19 protein-coding genes are annotated in these 19,047 nt (G+C 63.7%); 5 read left to right on the forward strand and 14 right to left on the reverse strand.

The window, feature by feature from the left end:
• Nucleotides 1-204: 204 nt before the first annotated feature.
• Entirely contained in the window at nucleotides 205-1,914 is a 1,710-nt protein-coding gene (gene recJ, locus ABE459_RS09745) for a single-stranded-DNA-specific exonuclease RecJ (RefSeq protein ID WP_323830242.1), read from the reverse strand.
• Between the two features lie 31 nt (nucleotides 1,915-1,945).
• Nucleotides 1,946-2,488 carry a YaeQ family protein gene (locus tag ABE459_RS09750; RefSeq protein ID WP_110993311.1) on the reverse strand — a complete coding sequence of 181 codons (543 nt, stop codon included), beginning with the start codon at nucleotides 2,486-2,488 and terminating at the stop codon, nucleotides 1,946-1,948.
• A gap of 150 nt (nucleotides 2,489-2,638) precedes the next feature.
• On the opposite strand from ABE459_RS09750, the gene ABE459_RS09755 reads away from it, so the two are divergent.
• Both ABE459_RS09755 and ABE459_RS09760 read left to right on the forward strand, forming a co-directional pair.
• On the forward strand, nucleotides 2,639-3,838 hold the full coding sequence (locus ABE459_RS09755) for a CaiB/BaiF CoA-transferase family protein (protein WP_323830243.1): 1,200 nt from the start codon (nucleotides 2,639-2,641) through the stop codon (nucleotides 3,836-3,838).
• Nucleotides 3,839-3,903: 65 nt separating this feature from the next.
• Nucleotides 3,904-4,737: a TIGR02285 family protein gene (locus ABE459_RS09760; protein WP_323830244.1), complete on the forward strand. Its 834-nt coding sequence runs from the start codon at nucleotides 3,904-3,906 to the stop codon at nucleotides 4,735-4,737.
• Nucleotides 4,738-4,873: 136 nt separating this feature from the next.
• Here the strand turns inward: ABE459_RS09760 and ABE459_RS09765 are convergent, their stop codons facing one another.
• The 6 genes from ABE459_RS09765 to xerD all read right to left on the reverse strand — a co-directional run bounded on the left by ABE459_RS09765 (nucleotide 4,874) and on the right by xerD (nucleotide 10,604).
• The gene (locus ABE459_RS09765; RefSeq protein WP_125465242.1) at nucleotides 4,874-5,155 is read right to left on the reverse strand and encodes a DUF3509 domain-containing protein; all 282 of its coding nucleotides are present in this window, start codon (nucleotides 5,153-5,155) and stop codon (nucleotides 4,874-4,876) included.
• A gap of 128 nt (nucleotides 5,156-5,283) precedes the next feature.
• Nucleotides 5,284-5,673, reverse strand: a complete 390-nt coding sequence (locus ABE459_RS09770) for a histidine kinase (RefSeq protein WP_125465243.1) — start codon at nucleotides 5,671-5,673, stop codon at nucleotides 5,284-5,286.
• Between the two features lie 165 nt (nucleotides 5,674-5,838).
• Complete coding sequence (gene thrC, locus ABE459_RS09775) at nucleotides 5,839-7,248, reverse strand: threonine synthase (RefSeq protein ID WP_125465244.1); 1,410 nt, start codon at nucleotides 7,246-7,248, stop codon at nucleotides 5,839-5,841.
• A 167-nt stretch (nucleotides 7,249-7,415) separates the two neighbouring features.
• Entirely contained in the window at nucleotides 7,416-8,720 is a 1,305-nt protein-coding gene (locus ABE459_RS09780; protein ID WP_125465245.1) for a homoserine dehydrogenase, read from the reverse strand.
• 82 nt (nucleotides 8,721-8,802) lie between these two features.
• Nucleotides 8,803-9,552 carry a DsbC family protein gene (locus ABE459_RS09785; RefSeq protein ID WP_323830245.1) on the reverse strand — a complete coding sequence of 250 codons (750 nt, stop codon included), beginning with the start codon at nucleotides 9,550-9,552 and terminating at the stop codon, nucleotides 8,803-8,805.
• Nucleotides 9,553-9,707: 155 nt separating this feature from the next.
• The gene (gene xerD / locus ABE459_RS09790; protein WP_125465247.1) at nucleotides 9,708-10,604 is read right to left on the reverse strand and encodes a site-specific tyrosine recombinase XerD; all 897 of its coding nucleotides are present in this window, start codon (nucleotides 10,602-10,604) and stop codon (nucleotides 9,708-9,710) included.
• A gap of 68 nt (nucleotides 10,605-10,672) precedes the next feature.
• Between xerD and ABE459_RS09795 the strand changes: the two genes are divergently transcribed.
• Nucleotides 10,673-12,496: a sodium:proton antiporter gene (locus ABE459_RS09795; RefSeq protein ID WP_323830246.1), complete on the forward strand. Its 1,824-nt coding sequence runs from the start codon at nucleotides 10,673-10,675 to the stop codon at nucleotides 12,494-12,496.
• Nucleotides 12,497-12,603: 107 nt separating this feature from the next.
• On the opposite strand, the gene ABE459_RS09800 is transcribed toward ABE459_RS09795, so the two are convergent.
• From ABE459_RS09800 to ffh, 6 genes are all read right to left on the reverse strand, one after another.
• On the reverse strand, nucleotides 12,604-13,023 hold the full coding sequence (locus ABE459_RS09800) for an acyl-CoA thioesterase (RefSeq protein ID WP_323830247.1): 420 nt from the start codon (nucleotides 13,021-13,023) through the stop codon (nucleotides 12,604-12,606).
• A gap of 178 nt (nucleotides 13,024-13,201) precedes the next feature.
• Nucleotides 13,202-13,552 (reverse strand): 50S ribosomal protein L19, encoded by a 351-nt coding sequence (rplS, locus tag ABE459_RS09805; RefSeq protein WP_023629812.1) that lies wholly within the window; start codon nucleotides 13,550-13,552, stop codon nucleotides 13,202-13,204.
• A 43-nt stretch (nucleotides 13,553-13,595) separates the two neighbouring features.
• Nucleotides 13,596-14,348: a tRNA (guanosine(37)-N1)-methyltransferase TrmD gene (trmD, locus tag ABE459_RS09810; RefSeq protein ID WP_110993301.1), complete on the reverse strand. Its 753-nt coding sequence runs from the start codon at nucleotides 14,346-14,348 to the stop codon at nucleotides 13,596-13,598.
• A 3-nt stretch (nucleotides 14,349-14,351) separates the two neighbouring features.
• Nucleotides 14,352-14,888 carry a ribosome maturation factor RimM gene (gene rimM, locus ABE459_RS09815; protein WP_125859954.1) on the reverse strand — a complete coding sequence of 179 codons (537 nt, stop codon included), beginning with the start codon at nucleotides 14,886-14,888 and terminating at the stop codon, nucleotides 14,352-14,354.
• Nucleotides 14,889-14,893: 5 nt separating this feature from the next.
• Nucleotides 14,894-15,145: a 30S ribosomal protein S16 gene (rpsP, locus tag ABE459_RS09820; RefSeq protein WP_011535318.1), complete on the reverse strand. Its 252-nt coding sequence runs from the start codon at nucleotides 15,143-15,145 to the stop codon at nucleotides 14,894-14,896.
• Nucleotides 15,146-15,378: 233 nt separating this feature from the next.
• A complete protein-coding gene (gene ffh, locus ABE459_RS09825; protein WP_125465251.1) occupies nucleotides 15,379-16,755 on the reverse strand; it encodes a signal recognition particle protein in 1,377 nt (458 codons plus the stop codon).
• Nucleotides 16,756-17,028: 273 nt separating this feature from the next.
• Between ffh and ABE459_RS09830 the strand changes: the two genes are divergently transcribed.
• The gene (locus ABE459_RS09830) at nucleotides 17,029-17,838 is read left to right on the forward strand and encodes an inner membrane protein YpjD (protein ID WP_323830248.1); all 810 of its coding nucleotides are present in this window, start codon (nucleotides 17,029-17,031) and stop codon (nucleotides 17,836-17,838) included.
• Nucleotides 17,839-17,847: 9 nt separating this feature from the next.
• Nucleotides 17,848-19,032 carry a transporter associated domain-containing protein gene (locus ABE459_RS09835; protein WP_323830249.1) on the forward strand — a complete coding sequence of 395 codons (1,185 nt, stop codon included), beginning with the start codon at nucleotides 17,848-17,850 and terminating at the stop codon, nucleotides 19,030-19,032.
• Nucleotides 19,033-19,047 lie beyond the last annotated feature (15 nt).

Consider the following 19,047-nt stretch of genomic DNA (forward strand, 5'->3'; position numbering starts at 1 on the left):
GCGCAGCGTAGGGGCCGTATGATGGGAGCGAGCGGCTTTGGTTACTTTGGCCAAGACCAAAGTAACCCGCCGTAAGGGCGGAAAGGTGACTACGCGTCGACATCACAAATGAATGCGCATACAACTACAAAAACCAACCAACCAACCAACCAACCAACCAACCAACCAACCAACCAACCAACTAACCAACTAACCAAAGGCCAGTCACCGCGCCTCCATGTGAGCAATCATCAACTGCACACTCTCATTCCCACGAAACTCATTCACATCCAACTTGTAAGCCAACTCCACCCACCGCACCGTAGGATTCGGCCAAACCTCCCGATCAATCCCAAAGGCAATCCCATCCAACCGCACCGAACCACACTCGCTTTTGAGCACCACCTTCAGATGCCGCTCACCGACAACCCGCTGTTCGACCAGCTGAAACACCCCATGGAACAACGGCTCAGGAAAGTGCTGCCCCCAAGGCCCGGCATTACGCAAAGCCCGCGCCAGGTCCAGATGAAACTCCTCGACCGCCAAGGCCCCATCCGACAGCAACCGCCCCGTCAGGTCCTCCTCCCGCAATTGCCGACGAACCTCCTCGTCGAACGCCTCGGCAAACGCCGGGAAGTTCGCCTCGGGCAACGACAACCCCGCCGCCATGGCATGCCCACCGAACTTGCTGATCAACGCCGGGTGGCGCGCCGCCACCGCATCCAGCGCATCACGGATATGAAACCCCGCCACCGAACGCGCAGAACCCTTGAGCATCCCCTCCCCGGCATCGGCAAAAGCGATGGTCGGGCGGTGGTAACGCTCCTTCAGGCGCGAGGCCAGAATACCGATCACCCCTTGGTGCCAATCGGCATCGAACAGGCACAGGCCATAGGGCATCGATTCGACCGGCAGGTCCTTGAGCTGCGCCAGGGCTTCGCGCTGCATGCCCTGCTCGATGGACTTGCGGTCCTGGTTCAGGCCATCCAGTTGCTGGGCCATGTCCAATGCCAGCGCTGCGTCATCGCACAGCAGGCATTCGATGCCCAGGCTCATGTCGTCCAGGCGCCCGGCGGCGTTGAGCCGTGGGCCGAGGATGAAACCCAGGTCGGTGGAGGTGATGCGCCGATGGTCGCGGCGGGCCACCTCGAGGATCGCCTTGAGCCCGGGGCGGGCGCGGCCAGCGCGGATGCGCTCAAGGCCCTGGTGCACCAGGATGCGGTTGTTGGCATCCAGCGGCACCACGTCGGCGACGCTGCCCAGCGCGACCAGGTCGAGCAGTTCACCGATATTCGGCTGCGGCTGGCTGTCGTAGCGGCCGAGGCTGCGCAAGCGCGCACGCAGGGCCATCAGCACGTAGAAGATCACCCCCACGCCCGCCAGCGACTTGCTCGGGAACGCGCAGCCTGGCTGGTTCGGGTTGACGATGGCATCGGCATCGGGCAACTGCTGGCCCGGCAGGTGGTGGTCGGTGACCAGCACCCTGAGCCCGGCCGCCTTGGCCGCTGCCACGCCTTCGACGCTGGAGATGCCGTTATCCACGGTGATCAGCAGCTGCGGCTGGCGCTGCAACGCCACTTCGACGATCTCGGGGGTCAGGCCGTAGCCGTATTCGAACCGGTTGGGCACCAGGTAATCAACATGCGCCGCGCCCAGCAGGCGCAGCCCCAGCACACCGACGGTGCTGGCGGTGGCTCCGTCGGCGTCAAAGTCGCCAACGATGAGGATGCGCTGGCGCTGATCGAGGGCTTCGACCAGCAGGTCCACCGCCGCCTCGATGCCCTTGAGCTGCTGGTACGGCAGCAGCCGGGCCAGGCCTTTGTCCAGTTCGGCTTCGGACTGCACGCCACGGGCGGCGTACAGGCGGGTCAGCAAGGGCGGCAGGTTGCCCAGGAATGGCAGGGTCGACGGCAGGGGGCGGGGTTCGATACGCATGGGGTCTTCGGTAATCAGTGTCAGGGGCGGCTCAGCCGCGCTCGCCAAGCAGCCACTCCAGCTGCACTTCGTGCTGGCCGCGGTCGTCGGTGACGAAAATGGTGCCTTCGCTGATCATCACGTCCCACTTGATGGTACGAGGCATGTCGGTGGCCAGGGTCTCCAGCACCTCTTGCGGCACAGCGGCGATGTTCAGGTTTTTCAGACCCTTGACCGCATCACCCACCTTGGTCCGCCACACCCGCAGGCTGCCGTAGGCCAGCAGGCTGGTGCGTTCAGTGCGGCGCGAGCACCAGGTCAGGCGCTCGGCATCCGGCTGGCCGACTTCGATCCAGTGCAGGATGCGGTCGTCCAGGCTCTTTTCCCACAGTGGGGCTTCGTCGACATCCGACAGGCCACGGCCAAACGACAGCTGCTCGTTGTACCAGATGGCATAGGCCAGCAAGCGCACGGCCATGCGTTCCTCGGTCTCCGAAGGGTGACGGGCGATGGTCTGACGGACGCTCTCGTACACGCCGCGATCAAGGTCGGTCAGATTCAGTTCGAATTTGTAGGTGGTGGACGGCTGGGCCATGGGCGCGGGGCTTCGTAGAAAAGAAAGTCGCACAGTTTAACCGATCTGGCAGACGAAGGCCCTTGCGCATCGCGAGTGCGCCGCGACAGTACCTGCCACTGCCGAGCTGTGATACAACCTGCGTTTACGCCCAGCTGCCACGGATGCCCCATGCCCACGCCCAGCAAACCCCTCGCCGGCCTGAAAGTGATCGAACTCGGCACCCTGATCGCCGGCCCGTTCGCCTCGCGCATCTGCGCCGAGTTCGGTGCCGAGGTGATCAAGGTCGAGTCGCCCGACGGCGGCGACCCGCTGCGCAAGTGGCGCAAGCTGTATGAAGGCACGTCGCTGTGGTGGTTCGTGCAGGCGCGCAACAAGCAGTCGCTGACCCTCAACCTCAAGCATCCGGAAGGCCGCGAGGTGCTCAAGCGCCTGCTGGCCGAGGCCGACGTCCTGATCGAGAATTTCCGCCCCGGCGTGCTGGAAAAACTCGGCCTGGGCTGGGATGTGCTGCACGCGCTGAACCCGCGCCTGGTGATGGTGCGCCTGTCGGGCTTCGGCCAGACCGGCCCGATGAAGGACCAGCCAGGCTTTGGCGCGGTGGGCGAGTCGATGGGTGGGCTGCGCTACATCACCGGTTTCGAGGACCGCCCGCCAGTGCGCACGGGGATCTCCATCGGTGATTCGATCGCCGCCCTGTGGGGCGTGGTCGGCGCGCTGATGGCCCTGCGTCACTGCGAGGTGAACGGCGGCCAGGGCCAGGTGGTGGACGTGGCACTGTACGAGGCGATCTTCGCCATGATGGAGAGCATGGTCCCGGAGTTCGACGTGTTCGGTTTCATCCGCGAGCGCACCGGCAACATCATGCCCGGCATCACCCCCTCCTCCATCCACACCACCGCCGATGGCCGCCATGTGCAGATCGGTGCCAATGGCGACGCGATCTTCAAGCGCTTCATGCAGGCCATCGGCCGCGACGACCTGGCAAACGATGTGACATTGGCCAGCAATGATGGCCGCGACGCACGCCGCGACGAGCTGTACGGGGTGATCGACCGTTGGGCCAACGGCCTGCCGCTCGACAGCGTCATGCAGGTACTCAATGACGCCGAAGTGCCGGCCAGCCGGATCTTTTCGGCCGAAGACATGTTCAGCGACCCGCAGTACCTTGCCCGCGAGATGTTCCTCCAGGCCAAGTTACCGGACGGCAAGCCGTTCAAGATGCCCGGCATCGTACCCAAGCTCTCCGACACCCCAGGCGCCACCGAATGGGTAGGCCCGGCCCTGGGTGAGCACACCGACAGCGTGCTGGCCAGCCTGGGCTACGACGCGGCGGCCATCGCCGGCCTGCGCCAGGCGGGCACGGTCTGACTCGCGCAACAGCCTGGTGCAGGCGCCTTGCGCGCCTGCCCGTCATCCTCTGCCTGCTGCTGGCGATGCCGCTGGTGCACGCCAAGGAGCGCCTGTTCTGGCTGGTCCGTGACCTGCCGCCGTTCACCATTTTCGAAGGTGCCGAGAAGGGCCAGGGCGTAATGGACCTGATGCTGCCGAAGCTGATCGCGCAGATGCCCGAGTACGACCACAGCATCGTGCGGGTCAATCGCGCCCGGGGCATCCAGATGCTCATGGAGCCGAGTTTCACCTGCGACCCGACCCTGCTCTGGACACCCGAGCGCGCCAAGTACGTGCATTTCTCCAAGCCTTCGCTGGGGGTGCTGAGCACCGGGCTGGTGGTGCGCAAGCAGGACCAGGCATTCCTGGAACCCTTCCTCGACGGCCAGCAGGTCGAGCTCAAAGCCTTGCTCGACAAGACCCGGCTCAAACTGGGCATCGTCGCCGAGCGCAGCTACAGCGCGCAGGTCGACGAAATCCTGCGCCAACTGCCCGACAGCGCCTTCAGCCGCCACTTCGGCAACGATGCGACCGCCAGCCTGCTGCAGATGCAGCAACTGGGCCGCCTGCAGCTGGTGCTCAGCTACTGGCCAGAGGCGCGCTACCTGATCGAGCAGCAAGGCGGCTCATTGGACGACTACCGCTTCTATCCCATCAGCGGCGTAAACCACTACCAGTTCCTGCATGTGGGCTGCTCGGACACACCGCAAGGGCGCGAAGCCATCGCCCACATCGACCAGTTACTGCCGGCCCTGCGCCGCGACACCCTGCCCGCCCTGTATGCCCACTGGCTGGACCCGGAGCTGCGCGAGGACTACCTGCATCAGGCCCGTCACTTCTTCGACGACAGCAACGGCGCCTCGGCAGCGCAGCCCTGAAGCGGGCAAAAAGAAACCCCGACCGCTGGGGAAGACGACCGGGGTCAAGCGAAAGCCAATGCGGGCTTCCCACGACAGCCTGACACTACCGGAGCTAAGCACCGTCAAACTGGCGTTGATGAATCTGATGCGGCTGTCAGGCAAAGGTTCCCTGAGTGGGGCGTTGATGTTGCAACGCGGCGATCACACAGGGCTGCAGGCGGCCCTCGGCAATCTGCAGGTCACGGTGCAGGCCATCGACCAGGTCGATCAGCAACTGCTGCTCCTGCAGCTGGCGCTCAGCCACCTGACGCTGCAAGGTCACGCCGCCGTGGGGGTCGTAGAGGGTCAGTTGGCGATTACCGCTGGCGTCGACGGCGCCAAGTGCGGCCAGGTAGGGGGTCAGGGCATCGTTGAGCAGGCTGCAGACTCTTTCCATCCGTATCACTCGCTGGCTTATGGGCTTGGAGGAACTGACCGTCAGGCCTGGCGCAAAGTTCTCGAGTGCCGGCCCTTGCAGTGAGCATGCGCGGGCAAGATGACAGTTTGAATGCCCTAGCTGTCCAGTTAGCCAATCGGTGCTGGCAGACGCCCAAGTGCCTTGCCCAACGCTACGGTGGACATCGGCCATGGCAGCTCGTCCAGCACCCACAACCCCAGCTTGCGGGCTTCCCGGGCCAGATCCGGGCCATTGCCTTTGCCTTGCCCGACGAACAACAGCGCCTGTGCCGCCCCTTCAGTCGCCAGGTGGCGGAACAGCGACTGCGCACTGCTGATCGGCATGTCGTGATCGAGCACCAGCACATCCACTGGCCGCTCCTGGTTCAGGCAGGCCAGGGTACCCGGCATGTCCTCGGTCAACCGCACGCTGTAGACGCCCTGGGCATTGAATGCCTGGTGCAGAACAATCTGGTGGAAAGGACGGGGCTGGTGGATAAGAACCTGAAATTGATGCATGGACGTTTCCCTCGACGAGGCGCTCTGGCGGTTCGATGCCCGCACTTTAGTAGCCACTTCGACAACGCCAAACAGGAAAATTCTGAAAAGCCCTGAGAAAAAACGCAAAAAAATTGCACTCACAAAAAAGCCCGTCCAAAGACGGGCTCTTTCATTACAGGTGCCTTACAGCGGCTTGCCGCGGTTACCGTGCTGGCTGACGAAGGTCTGTACGGCCTTCAAGTCGTTGGCCAGTACCGTGCAGCGCTCTTCGCGGCTGAACAGGTCGCTGAGGTGAGCCGGCAACTCCAGGGCCTTGCCGACGCCAGCCTTCTCGACCGCGTCCGGGAACTTGACCGGGTGCGCGGTACCCAGCACCACCATTGGCGTGTCCAGGCTGCGACGGCATTCGCGGGCGGCCTTGACGCCGATCGCGGTGTGCGGGTCAAGCACTTCACCGGTGCTGGCGAAGACTTCGGCGATGGTCTCGCAGGTCTGCTCGTCGGTCACCGCCAGCGAATCGAACAACTTGCGCGCTTCGGTCCAGCGGTCCTGGTCGACGCTGAAGCCGCCACCCTGCTTGAAGGTGTCCATCAACTCGGCGATGGCGGCACCGTTGCGGCCGTGCAGGTCGAACAGCAGGCGCTCGAAGTTCGACGAGACCATGATGTCCATCGACGGCGACAGAGTCGCGTGCAGGGTTTCCTTGACGTACTGGTTGCCGCTCATGAAGCGGTGCAGGATGTCGTTGCGGTTGGTCGCGACCACCAGTTGGCTGATCGGCAGGCCCATGTTGCGGGCCAGGTAACCGGCGAAGATGTCGCCGAAGTTGCCGGTCGGCACCGAGAACGCCACCGAACGTGCCGGGCCGCCGAGCTGCAGGGCGGCGTGGAAGTAGTAGACGATCTGGGCCATGATCCGCGCCCAGTTGATCGAGTTGACCGCCACCAGGCGGGTGCCCTTGAGGAACGACTGGTCGGCGAAGCTGGCCTTGACCATCTCCTGGCAGTCGTCGAAGTTGCCTTCGATGGCGATGTTGTGGATGTTGTCGCCGAGGATGGTGGTCATCTGGCGGCGCTGCACTTCCGACACACGCTGGTGCGGGTGCAGGATGAAGATATCGACGTTGTCGCAACGGCGGCAGCCTTCGATGGCGGCGGAACCGGTGTCACCGCTAGTGGCGCCAACGATCACCACACGCTCGCCACGCTTGACCAGCAGGTGGTCGAGCAAGCGGCCGAGCAGCTGCAGGGCAAAGTCCTTGAACGCCAGGGTCGGGCCGTGGAACAGCTCCATCACCCACTCGTTGCCGTTGAGCTGGCGCAGCGGCGCGACGGCGGCATGGGCGAAGGAGCCGTAGGTTTCTTCGAGGATCTTCTTGAAGTCGGCGTCGGCGATGCTGCCGGCGACGAACGGGCGCATCACCCGGAACGCCAGCTCGTGGTACGGCAGGCCGGCCCAGGAAGCGATCTCTTCCTGGGTGAAGCGTGGCAGGTTCTCAGGAACGTACAGGCCACCGTCACTGGCCAGGCCGGCGAGCAGCACGTCTTCGAAGTTCAGGGCCGGAGCCTGGCCGCGGGTACTGATATAGCGCATGGGTACAAACCTTTGGTTTGAGCGACAAGCTTCGAGCTGAAAGCTACAAGTTAAAGCCGATTGGCATTGCTCTCGTGCTCTGCGTCTCACCTTGCCACGAATGTTTTCTGTTCAAGCCCCAACACCGCACTGCCTTTACTTGCAGCTTGCAGCTTGAAGCTTGCCGCTTAGTTGAGCTGTTCGACGCGGATGCGCACGACCGGGCCAACCACGTCCTGCAGGGATTCCAGGGCGACGATGGCATCATTGATGCGCTGCTCGACCACGCCGTGGGTAACCAGGATCATCGGTACCAGGCCATCCTGCTCCTCGGCTTCCTTCTGCATGATCGACTCGATGTTGATGCCGCGCTCCGAGAGGATGCTGGCGACCTGCGCGAGCACACCCGGATGGTCCTTGGCCTGGATGCGCAGGTAGTAGGCGCTTTCGCAGGCTTCGATCGGCAGGATCGGGTGGGCCGACAGCGAGTCCGGCTGGAAGGCCAGGTGCGGCACACGGTTCTCCGGGTCGCTGGTCATGGCACGGACCACGTCGACCAGGTCGGCGATCACCGACGAGGCGGTTGGCTCCATGCCGGCGCCGGCGCCGTAGTACAGGGTGGAACCAGCAGCGTCACCGTTGACCATCACCGCGTTCATCACGCCATTGACGTTGGCGATCAGGCGGTCGCTGGGGATCAAGGTCGGGTGCACGCGCAGCTCGATGCCTTCGGCGGTGCGACGGGCCACGCCCAGGTGCTTGATGCGGTAGCCCAGGGCTTCGGCGTAGTTCACGTCGGCAGTGGTCAACTGGGTGATGCCTTCGGTGTAGGCCTTGTCGAACTGCAGCGGGATGCCAAAAGCGATGGACGCCAGGATGGTCAGCTTGTGCGCGGCATCGATGCCCTCGACGTCGAAGGTCGGGTCGGCCTCGGCATAGCCCAGCGCCTGGGCTTCGGCCAGCACGTCGGGGAAGGCACGGCCTTTTTCGCGCATTTCGGTGAGGATGAAGTTGCCGGTGCCGTTGATGATCCCGGCCAGCCAGTTGATGCGGTTGGCCGACAGGCCTTCACGGATCGCCTTGATCACCGGGATGCCACCGGCGACGGCTGCCTCGAAGGCGACGATGACGCCCTTCTCGCGGGCCTTGGCGAAGATCTCGTTGCCGTGCACGGCAATCAGCGCCTTGTTGGCGGTGACCACGTGCTTGCCGTTTTCGATGGCCTTGAGCACCAGGTCGCGAGCGATGGTATAGCCACCGATCAGCTCGATGACGATATCGATTTCGGGGTTGCTCGCCACGTCGAACACATCAGCGGTAATGGGGGTACCGGTAATCTGGCAGTTCGGGTTGGGCGAGCGCATGGCAATCTGTGCCACTTCAATACCGCGCCCGGCACGGCGGGCAATCTCCTCGGCGTTGCGCTGAAGTACGTTGAAGGTTCCGCCACCGACGGTCCCTAACCCACAGATGCCTACTTTGACCGGTTTCACTGTGAACTCCCCATTGAACGGCCGACACTTGCGCCGACCGTGAAACATGCCATCACCCCATGACGATGGCGTATTGATTTGATTACTTGCGCTCTGCCAGGGCCAGCTTGGCCACTTGCGGTGCCGGCTGATAGCCCGGAATCACCTGGCCACTTTCCAGGACGATGGCGGGCGTGCCATTCACGCCGATCGACTGGCCGAGCTGGAACTGCTTGCCGACCGGGTTGGCGCACTTGGCGGCCTTGATCTCTTTACCGTCGACCATCTTGTCCATCGCAGCGCGGCGGTCGCTGGAGCACCACACCGCCTGCAACTGCTCGTCACCCGGCGAGCCCAGGCCCTGGCGCGGGAAGGCGACGTAGCGCACTTCGATACCGCGGCGGTTGAGCTCCGGTACTTCAGCGTGCAGCTTGTGGCAGTACGGGCAGGTGGTGTCGGTGAACACGGTGATGTGCGACTTGGTCTCGCCCTTGGCTGGGTAAACGACCATTTCCGCCGCCGGGATGCCGTTGATCAGCTTGGCGATGCCTTGGCGCTCGGTCTTCTCGGTGAGGTTGACCGGCTTGCCGTCCTGGATCTGGTACAGGTAGCCCTGCATCACGAACTGGCCATCGGCGCTGGCGTACAGCACGCGACCGCCCTGCAGCTTCACTTCGTACAGGCCGTTGAGCGGGCTGCTGGCAACACTTTCGACCGGCACTTCCAGGGCCAGGTTCTGCAGCGACTTGCGGATCGCCTGCTCGGCACCGGCCGCAGGTTCAGTGGCAGCAGCGGCGGCAAAGGTGCTGACCAACGCCAGGGCGGCGGCGGCAAAAATACGGGTGACACGCATGGGGGTACTCCTGAAGACGGACGGGGCCGGAGGGGCGTCGCCCACGCTTCAGAGGTGGCGAACGGTCGGCCCGTGCAACAAACCGTCCAAGCCTACCACAACAGGCCCGCGCAGAAAGGCTCCTCAGGCACCGGTAAGCGGAACATGAAGATCATTCATCCACGCGGATGGTGCTGGGCGTGCAACTGCTGCAGCCGCGCCTTGGCCACATGGGTGTAGATCTGCGTGGTGGACAGGTCGCTGTGGCCCAGCAGCATCTGCACCACACGCAGGTCGGCACCGTGGTTGAGCAGGTGCGTGGCGAAAGCGTGGCGCAGGGTATGCGGCGACAGCGGCTTGTCGATACCGGCCACCCGCGCCTGGTGCTTGATACGGTGCCAGAAGGTCTGACGGGTCATCTGCTCACCGCGCAGGCTGGGGAACAGCACATCGCTGGGGCGACCGTTGAGCAGCTCGGTTCGGCCATCGCGCAGGTAGCGTTCGATCCACACCACCGCCTCTTCGCCCATCGGCACCAGGCGCTCCTTGCTGCCCTTGCCCATCACCCGCAGCACACCCTGGCGCAGGTTGACCTGGTCGAGCGTGAGGCTGACCAGCTCGGTCACCCGCAGGCCGCAGGCGTACAGCACTTCGAGCATGGCCCGATCACGCTGGCCGATCGCTTCGCCCAGGTCCGGCGCCTGCAGCAGCGCCTCGACGTCGGCTTCCGACAGCGACTTTGGCAGCGGGCGCCCCAATTGCGGCATGTCCACCTGCAGGGTCGGGTCGACGGCGATCAGTCGCTCGCGCAGCAGGTAGCGGAAGAACCCCCGTACGCCGGAGAGAAATCGCGCCGTGGAACGGGGTTTGTAGCCTTGGTCGAAACGCCAGGCGAGATGATCGAGGATCAGCTCGCGACCGGCATCGGGCAGCGCCACCCCGTGCTCCTGCAACCAGCCATTGAACAAGGCCAGGTCGCTGCGGTAAGAGGCGCGGGTGTTGTCGGAAAGCCCCTTTTCCAGCCACAGGGCATCGAGGAACTGGTCAATCAGGGGGTGGTCGAGGGCGGGCATGAAGACTCGGTGGCAAACGGCGAAATGGCGCTTAGTCTTTCATAACCGCGCACGCATAGGGAGCCCGCATGAGCGAACAGCAGATTCTCCTGAGTTTCGGTGGCATCGGTGCCGCCGCCCTCGCCTGCCAGTGGCTGGCCTGGCGCCTGAAGTTGCCGGCGATCCTGTTCCTGCTGCTGTCCGGCATCCTCGCCGGGCCTGTGCTGGGCTGGCTGCAGCCACAAGCGCTGTTTGGCCCGCTTTTGATGCCGCTGGTGTCGCTGGCCGTGGCCCTGATCCTGTTCGAGGGCAGCCTGACCCTGCATATCTCGCAATGGCGCGAGATCGGCAGCGTGGTGCACCGCCTGGTCACGGTCGGCGCCCTGAGTACCTGGCTGGTGATCGCCGTGGCCACCCACTGGTTGCTGGGTTTCGACTGGCCGCTGGCGATCCTGTTCGGCACCCTCACGCTGGTCACCGGGCCCACCGTGATCGTGCCCATGCTGCGTGTGGTTCGGCCCAAGGCGACCATCGCCAACATCCTGCGCTGGGAAGGCATCGTCATCGACCCGATCGGCGCGCTGCTGGCGGTGGTGGTGTACAGCTTCATCATCGCCCGCAGCGACGGCGACGGGCTGATCCAGAGCCTGGGCACCTTCGCCGGGGTGATCTTCTGTGGCGGCGCGCTGGGCGCCGCCGGGGGCTGGTTGCTGGGGCAGATCATGCGCGCCCAGTGGCTGCCGGAATACCTGCACAACCTTGCCTCGCTGGCCGCGGTGCTGGGCATCTTCATCGCCGCCAACCAGATCGTCCACGAGTCCGGGCTGCTGGCCGTGACGGTGATGGGCATGTGGCTGGCCAACATGCCAGGGGTGGATGTGCGGCAGATCCTGCACTTCAAGGAAAACCTCAGCGTGCTGCTGATTTCCGGCCTGTTCATCCTTTTGGCGGCACGCCTGGACCTGCATGCCATGCTCGGTTTGGGCCCTGCGGTACTCGCCCTGCTGCTGGTGATCCAGTTGCTGGCCCGGCCACTGAACGTGTTCATCTCGACACTGGGCTCCACGCTGAACTGGCGCGAACGTGCGCTGCTGGCCTGGATCGCCCCGCGCGGCATCGTCGCGGCGGCGGTATCGGCGATCTTCGCCATCCGCCTGCATGAGGCCGGCCACGAGGGGGCGCTGCTGCTGGTGCCACTAACCTTCGCCGTGATCATCGGCACCGTGGTCCTGCAGAGCGCTACCGCCAGGCCTCTGGCGCGCCTGCTCAAGGTCGCCGAGCCCGCCCCCAGCGGCTTTCTCATGGTGGGCGCCAACCCGCCCGCCAGGGCCATTGCCAAGGCGTTGCAACAACTTGGCTGCCGTGTGCTGCTGACTGATTCGAGCTGGGAGAACATCCGTGCCGCGCGCATGGACAACCTACCCACCTACTTCGGCAACCCAGCCTCGCAACATGCCGACGCGCACTTGGACCTGGTAGGCCTGGGTCATCTGCTCGGCCTGTCACCGGCCGGGGAAATCAACGCCCTGGCCTGCGCCCGGTTTCGCCACGATTTCGGGCATGGCCGGCTGTTCGTGCTGGCCAGCGGCCTGGAGAAACAGCGCAGCGACAAGCACCGGGCCAGCGAGGAGCACCGAGGCCAGCCACTGGGCTCCAGCGCGCTGACCTACAACCAATTGGCCAAGCTGCTGAATCAGGGGGCGGAGCTGTACAGCACGACCCTGACCGAGGCGTTTACCTGGGATGCCTACCGGCAATTGCACGGTGAGCGTGCGACATTGATGTTCGCCCGTGACAACCACGGCTGGGTGCATGTGGCCACCCCGGAGCACCCGCTTCAGCCACAGCCGGGCTGGACGCTGGTGGCGCTGATTGAGCCTGAAAATAAAGCACAGGCTGAAGGGGCAGCGTAATTCGTGTGGGAGCGGGTTTACCCGCGAAGCAGGCGGCGCGGTGGATGGCACCGGCTCTGCCGGTGTTCGCGGGTAAACCCGCTCCTACAGTGGCCGTGCAAGTCCGTTTAGTGGGAGCCGGCCTGCGGCAGCACCGGCACCGGGCGCTTGTCCTCGTCGATGGCGACGAAGCTGAACACCCCATGGATCGCGCGCTCGCGGCCATCGAGGTACATGTTCTCGACGAACACATCCACCTGCACTTGCAGGCTGGTGTTGCCGACCTTGATCACGCTACCCACCAGCTCGACGATCGAGCCCGCGGGGATCGGGTGCTTGAAGTCGATGCGGTCGGTGGACACGGTCACCAGCGGCAGGCGGCAAAAACGCGTGGCGGCGATGAACGACACTTCGTCCATCCACGCCAGGGCCGTACCGCCGAACAGGGTGTTGTGGTGGTTGGTGGTGTTGGGGAACACCGCCTTGGTCACACGGGTTTCCGACAGTTCGGTGCGGCGCAGGATTTCCTGTTCTCGGGAGGCGGTCATGAGGGGCTCGCAAAGGTGATGGGGCTGGCGGCCTCATCGCGGGGCAAGCCCGCTCCCACGCGGCAGTGCAAGGTTCGTGGGAGCGGGCTTGCCCCGCGATAAGGCCAGAAAGCAAAAAAGCAGCCCGAAGGCTGCTTTTTCTCTCGCAAGATGGCCGAGGCCACCGGTCAAACTGCACTCAGGACAGTTTTTCCTTGATGCGAGCGGCTTTGCCGGACAGGTCGCGCAGGTAGTACAGCTTGGCTTTACGCACGTCACCACGACGTTTCACGGCCAGGCTGTCGATCTGTGGGCTGTAGGTCTGGAAGGTACGCTCTACGCCAACGCCGCTGGAGATCTTGCGCACGGTGAAGGCGCTGTTCAGACCGCGGTTACGCTTGGCGATAACGACGCCTTCGAACGCCTGCAGACGCGAGCGGTCGCCTTCCTTCACTTTAACCTGGACGACAATGGTGTCGCCTGGTGCGAAGGTCGGGATCTCTTTGCTCATCTGCTCGGCTTCGAGCTGCTGGATGATCTTGTTGGTCATGCTGTGCTCCTAAGATGGATAACGCGATCCACCATCGATACGTTTAACTATCGTCCCGCTCGCGGAGGTATTCCTCGAGCAGCTTCTTCTCTTCTCCAGAAAGCGAGCGACTTTCCAGAAGATCGGCGCGTCGTTCGAAGGTCCTACCAAGGGACTGCTTCATCCGCCAACGCCGGATGTGTGCATGGTTGCCACTAAGCAACACGTCGGGTACACGCTGATCCGCATACACCTCAGGTCGGGTGTAGTGCGGGCAATCCAGCAGACCGTCGGTGAAAGAATCTTCCTCCGCCGAGTCCACATGCCCTAAAGCTCCGGGCAGCAGCCGCGTAACCGCATCGATCAGTACCATGGCCGGCAGCTCGCCACCGGAAAGCACATAGTCGCCAATCGACCACTCCTCATCGACATGAGCCTCGATAAACCGCTCGTCGATGCCTTCATAACGACCGGCGATCAGGATCAAGGATTCCTGTTCGGCCAGGCCTTTGACCGCTTGCTGAGTCAGCTTGCGGCCTTGCGGCGAAAGGTAGATCACCTTTGCCGTTGCTCCGGCGACTTGCCTGGCGTTGACCAGGGCGTCTTCCAGAGGCTTGATTTTCATCACCATGCCCGGACCACCGCCAAACGGCCGATCATCCACGGTGTGGTGGCGATCAGTGGTGTAGTCCCGCGGGTTCCAGCAGGTCACTTGCAGCAACCCCTGTTTCACCGCACGGCTGGTAATGCCGTACTCAGTGATGGCCGAGAACATCTCGGGGAACAACGTGATGACGTCTACGCGAAGGTTACCCATCGTTTAGAAGTCCGCGTCCCATTCGACTCGCATCACACCCGCTTCGAGGTCGATTGCCAGCACGCATTGCTCCGTATAGGGCAACAGTCGCTCGCGATCATCCAGGCTGCCTGTGCAAGGCTTGACCACCATTACATCGTTCGCGCCGGTCTCCAACAGGTGATCGATCGTGCCGAACAGCTGTTCGTCCTGATTGATGACCTTCAGGCCTTCCAACTGGTACCAGTAGTACTCGTCGGCTGCCAGGTTGGGCAAAAGGCTCCGCGCAATGCAGATTTCGTAACCACTCAGAAGCCGGGCTTCATCACGATCATCGAGGCCTTTCAATTTCACGACCAGGCCCTTTTGGGAGCCACGACCGCTGACCAGCTCGACCTGCTTTACCTTGCCTTCGTGCTTGAGCGTCCAGCGCGGATAATCCAACAGGTTTTCAATCGGATCGGTAAAGGAGTACACCTTCACCTCGCCGCGAACGCCGTGAACCGAAAAAATCTTGCCAACGACGATGAGGTCGTCAGCCTTTTCTGGCGTCGCGTTCATACTGCTCAGGCTGCAGCCTTGGCAGCTTCCTTCAGCAGCTGAGCAACACGCTCAGACGGCTGTGCGCCCTGGCTCAGCCAGTAGGTGACGCGCTCTTGGTTGACCGACAGCTTGACTTCGGCGCCCGATGCGATCGGGTTGAAGAAGCCAACGCGCTCAACGAAACGGCCGTCACGGGCGTTACGCGAGTTGGTCACGGTCAGGTGGTAGAAAGGGCGCTTTTTCGAGCCGCCACGGGCAAGACGGATGGTTACCATGTGAACATCGTTCCTATAGTCGGTGCTGCAAAACTGAATGCCCAATGGGCACACGCGTGCCCAAAAGGCCGCATATTCTCGGGGAATACACGGACATTTGCAAATGCCTTTTTCGGCGAGGCTGCGCCCCACCGTTCAGTTCTGCTGATTGAGCCGCCTTTCGGCGGCCGTGTTCCCGCCGAGGCGGGGGCTGGTGGGCAGCTTTCCCATGGAAGGCAGCCCGCCAAATTCGATTACATCTTGGGCATGCCGCCGCCCGGCAGCATGCCGCCAAGACCGCGCATCATCTTGGCCATGCCGCCCTTGGCGGAGAATTTCTTCATCATCTTCTGCATCTGCTTGTGCTGCTTGATCAGCCGGCCGATGTCCTGCACCTGGGTACCGGAACCCAGGGCGATGCGGCGCTTGCGCGAACCACTGATCAGGTCAGGGTCGCGACGCTCGGCCGGGGTCATGGAGTTGATGATCGCCTCCATCTGCTTGAACTGCTTCTCGGCCGCGCCCTGGGCATTGCCCATCTGCGACAGGTTGACGCCGCCCATGTTCGGCAGTTTGTCCATCAGCCCGCCGAGGCCGCCCATGTTCTTCATCTGTTGCAGCTGATCACGGAAGTCTTCGAGGTCGAAGCCCTTGCCCTTCTTCAGCTTCTTGGCCAGCTTGTCGGCCTTGGCCTTGTCGATGGTCTGCTCGGCCTGCTCGATCAGGCTGAGCACGTCACCCATGCCGAGGATGCGCGAAGCGATCCGGTCAGGGTGGAACGGCTCGAGGGCTTCGGTCTTCTCGCCCATACCGATGAACTTGATCGGCTTGCCGGTGATGGCGCGCACCGACAGTGCGGCACCGCCACGGGCATCACCGTCGACCTTGGTCAGGATCACGCCGGTCAGTGGCAGTGCGTCGCCGAAGGCCTTGGCGGTATTGGCGGCATCCTGGCCGGTCATGGCATCGACCACGAACAGCGTTTCGATCGGCTTGACCGCGGCGTGCAGCGCCTTGATCTCGTCCATCATGTCGGCGTCGACGTGCAGGCGACCGGCGGTGTCGACGATCACCACATCGATGAACTTGAGCTTGGCTTCACGGATCGCTGCTTGCGCGATGTCCACCGGCTTCTGGCTGATGTCGGACGGGAAGAAGGTCACGCCGATGTCGTTGGCCAGGGTTTCCAGCTGTTTGATCGCCGCCGGGCGGTAAACGTCGGCGGACACCACCATCACGCTTTTCTTCTTGCGCTCTTTCAGGTGCCGCGCCAGCTTGCCGGCGGTGGTGGTCTTACCGGCACCCTGCAGGCCGGCCATCAGCACAACTGCAGGCGGTGCGGCATTGAGCGTCAGCTCTTCGTTGGCCGCGCCCATCAGGCGCTCCAGCTCGGCCTGGACGATCTTGACGAAGGCCTGGCCCGGGGTGAGGCTGCGCGACACTTCGGTGCCGACCGCGCGCTCCTTGATGCTGTTGACGAAATCCTTGACCACCGGCAGGGCAACGTCGGCCTCGAGCAGGGCCATGCGCACTTCGCGCAGCGTGTCCTTGATGTTGTCTTCGGTCAGCTTGGCCTTGCCGGTGACATGGCGCAGCGTCTGTGACAGGCGGTCGGTCAGGTTTTCGAACATGGTGATCCTTTCAGGCCCAGTGAAGCCGAGGTTTTTCAGGCGCCCAGGTGGAAATGCACACGCGCTGGGCACAACAAGGCGGCGATTATAGCGAAGACTGCCGCCGCCGCACACCTTGCTCGGGACCACCGGCCATTCGCGGGGCAAGCCCGCTCCCACAATGCCCCACAGCCCCTGTGGGAGCGGGCTTGCCCCGCGATTGATCCGCAGTCTTCCTTGCCCACCGCGTTCTATGCCAAACTCCGTCCCTTTAAGGCTTGCCTGCCAGGACTTATGCTCTCTTCACCCAGCCTCATCCCCAACCTGATCGCCGCCTTCCTTTATGTGGCCGCGACCGTCTACCAGGCCACCGGCCTGGCCCGTGGCGCCCGCGCCGACAAGCGGCTGCTCGGTGTGCTCGGCGCACTGGCGGTGCTCGCCCAGGGCGGCGCGCTGTTCTTCCAGCTGATCACCCCGCTGGGCCTGAGCCTGGATTTCTTCAGCGCCGCCAGCCTGATCGCCGTGGCGGTGATCGGCCTGACGCTGATCGCCTGCCTGAGCATTCCAGTGGAGAACCTGCTGGTGCTGCTGTTCCCGCTGGGTGCTATAACCGCGCTGCTGGCGCAGTTCGCCCCGCCCGGCACGGTGCCGCTGATCAATGAAGAGCCGGGCATCCTCGCGCACATCCTGCTGTCGATCCTCGCCTATGGCCTGTTCACCATCGCCGTGTTCCAGGCCCTGCTGCTGTTGCTGCAGGACCACCAGCTCAAGCACAAGCACCCGTCCGGGCTGATCCGCAATTTCCCGCCGCTGCAAACCATGGAAAGCCTGCTGTTCGGCTTCCTCTGGGCCGGTTGGGGGCTGCTGTCGCTGTCGCTGATCTCCGGCTGGCTGTTCCTCGACAACCTGTTTGCCCAGCACCTGGTGCACAAGACCCTGCTGGCCTGCGTGGCGTGGATCGTGTTCAGTGTGTTGCTGTGGGGCCGCACCCGCCTGGGCTGGCGTGGCCACAAGGCGATCCGCTGGACCCTCGCCGGTTTCTGCCTGCTGATGCTGGCCTATTTCGGCAGCAAGCTGGTCCGCGAATTCATCTTGCATATCTGACGGCCGCCCATGGATACCCTGCCGTACGCCCCGCTGCTCGGCACACTGGTACTGGCACTGCTGTGGTCGGCGCTGTTCACCGCCGTGGACTGCGCTCGCCAGCAACAGAACGGCCACGCCGACCCGACCCTGCCCGCCCAGGCCCTGGTGCTCTGCGCCAGCCTCGGCAAGCTGCTGGTGCTGGGCCTGGCCTGCCTGATCGGCCAGCGCTACAGCGGCGAACACGGTTTCTGGCTGGCCGGGCTGGCCGCTACCGCAGCCCTGCTGGTGCTCGCCGAATACCTGCCGCGACGCCTGGCCCGACGCAATCCGCAGGCATTCATCAGCCTTGGCGCCAGCCTGCTCAAGGTCCCGCTGGCCGCACTGCAACCCTTGGCCTGCCTGCTCGATGGCTGCGCCCGGTTGATCCTGCGCCCGTTCCGCGTGCAGCCCATCGCGGTGGCGCTGCACCCGCAGGAAGACGACTTCGATGACGATGAGCAGCATGACCCGTCCCGCAACGGCTTGCTCGAGGGCTTGCAGGCCCTGGACAAGATCACCGTCAACGACATCCTGGTACCGCGCAGCGAAGTCGACGGCATCAACCTCGACGACCCCATCGAGCGCATCGTCGAGCAGCTGATCGTCAGCCGCCACACCCGCCTGCCGATCTATCACAACGACATCAACCAGGTGGAAGCGGTACTCAACACCAAACTGATCAGCCACCTGCTGCCGCGCGCCGAACTGACCTTCGAAAAGCTCCAGGCCGCCTGCTACGAGCCCTACTTCGTCCCCGAAAGCACGCCCCTGCAGATGCAATTGCTGAATTTCCACAAGCAACAGCGGCGCATGGGCGTGGTGGTGGACGAATACGGCGAAGTGCTGGGCATCGTCACCCTCGAAGACATCCTCGAAGAGATCGTCGGCGAATTCGAAGACGAACACAGCCTCGACAACCCGCACGTGCACCCGCAGAGCGATGGCCGCTTCATCATCGAAGGCACCGCCTCGCTGCGTGAGATCAACCGCACCCTCGGCTGGCACCTGCCCTGTGATGGCGGGCCGAAAACCCTCAACGGCCTGGTCACCGAGGCGCTGGAAAGCATCCCGGCAACGGCGGTATGCCTGAAGATCGGCCGTTATCGCCTGGAAATCCTCGAAACCGAGGACAATTGCGCCAGCAAGGTGCTGGTCTGGACCCTGACCCGATAGTTATACTCGGCCAAC

Source organism: Pseudomonas sp. TWI923 (assembly GCF_039673365.1).
Lineage (GTDB): Bacteria > Pseudomonadota > Gammaproteobacteria > Pseudomonadales > Pseudomonadaceae > Aquipseudomonas > Aquipseudomonas sichuanensis.

Bases quoted from the DNA above. Each gene is read 5' to 3' on its own strand.
- recJ (WP_323830242.1), bottom strand. From the start codon at position 1,914: ATGCGTATCGAACCCCGCCCCCTGCCGTCGACCCTGCCATTCCTGGGC.
- ABE459_RS09750 (WP_110993311.1), bottom strand. From the start codon at position 2,488: ATGGCCCAGCCGTCCACCACCTACAAATTCGAACTGAATCTGACCGAC.
- ABE459_RS09755 (WP_323830243.1), top strand. From the start codon at position 2,639: ATGCCCACGCCCAGCAAACCCCTCGCCGGCCTGAAAGTGATCGAACTC.
- ABE459_RS09760 (WP_323830244.1), top strand. From the start codon at position 3,904: ATGCCGCTGGTGCACGCCAAGGAGCGCCTGTTCTGGCTGGTCCGTGAC.
- ABE459_RS09765 (WP_125465242.1), bottom strand. From the start codon at position 5,155: ATGGAAAGAGTCTGCAGCCTGCTCAACGATGCCCTGACCCCCTACCTG.
- ABE459_RS09770 (WP_125465243.1), bottom strand. From the start codon at position 5,673: ATGCATCAATTTCAGGTTCTTATCCACCAGCCCCGTCCTTTCCACCAG.
- thrC (WP_125465244.1), bottom strand. From the start codon at position 7,248: ATGCGCTATATCAGTACCCGCGGCCAGGCTCCGGCCCTGAACTTCGAA.
- ABE459_RS09785 (WP_323830245.1), bottom strand. From the start codon at position 9,552: ATGCGTGTCACCCGTATTTTTGCCGCCGCCGCCCTGGCGTTGGTCAGC.
- xerD (WP_125465247.1), bottom strand. From the start codon at position 10,604: ATGCCCGCCCTCGACCACCCCCTGATTGACCAGTTCCTCGATGCCCTG.
- ABE459_RS09795 (WP_323830246.1), top strand. From the start codon at position 10,673: ATGAGCGAACAGCAGATTCTCCTGAGTTTCGGTGGCATCGGTGCCGCC.
- ABE459_RS09800 (WP_323830247.1), bottom strand. From the start codon at position 13,023: ATGACCGCCTCCCGAGAACAGGAAATCCTGCGCCGCACCGAACTGTCG.
- rplS (WP_023629812.1), bottom strand. From the start codon at position 13,552: ATGACCAACAAGATCATCCAGCAGCTCGAAGCCGAGCAGATGAGCAAA.
- trmD (WP_110993301.1), bottom strand. From the start codon at position 14,348: ATGGGTAACCTTCGCGTAGACGTCATCACGTTGTTCCCCGAGATGTTC.
- rimM (WP_125859954.1), bottom strand. From the start codon at position 14,888: ATGAACGCGACGCCAGAAAAGGCTGACGACCTCATCGTCGTTGGCAAG.
- rpsP (WP_011535318.1), bottom strand. From the start codon at position 15,145: ATGGTAACCATCCGTCTTGCCCGTGGCGGCTCGAAAAAGCGCCCTTTC.
- ffh (WP_125465251.1), bottom strand. From the start codon at position 16,755: ATGTTCGAAAACCTGACCGACCGCCTGTCACAGACGCTGCGCCATGTC.
- ABE459_RS09830 (WP_323830248.1), top strand. From the start codon at position 17,029: ATGCTCTCTTCACCCAGCCTCATCCCCAACCTGATCGCCGCCTTCCTT.
- ABE459_RS09835 (WP_323830249.1), top strand. From the start codon at position 17,848: ATGGATACCCTGCCGTACGCCCCGCTGCTCGGCACACTGGTACTGGCA.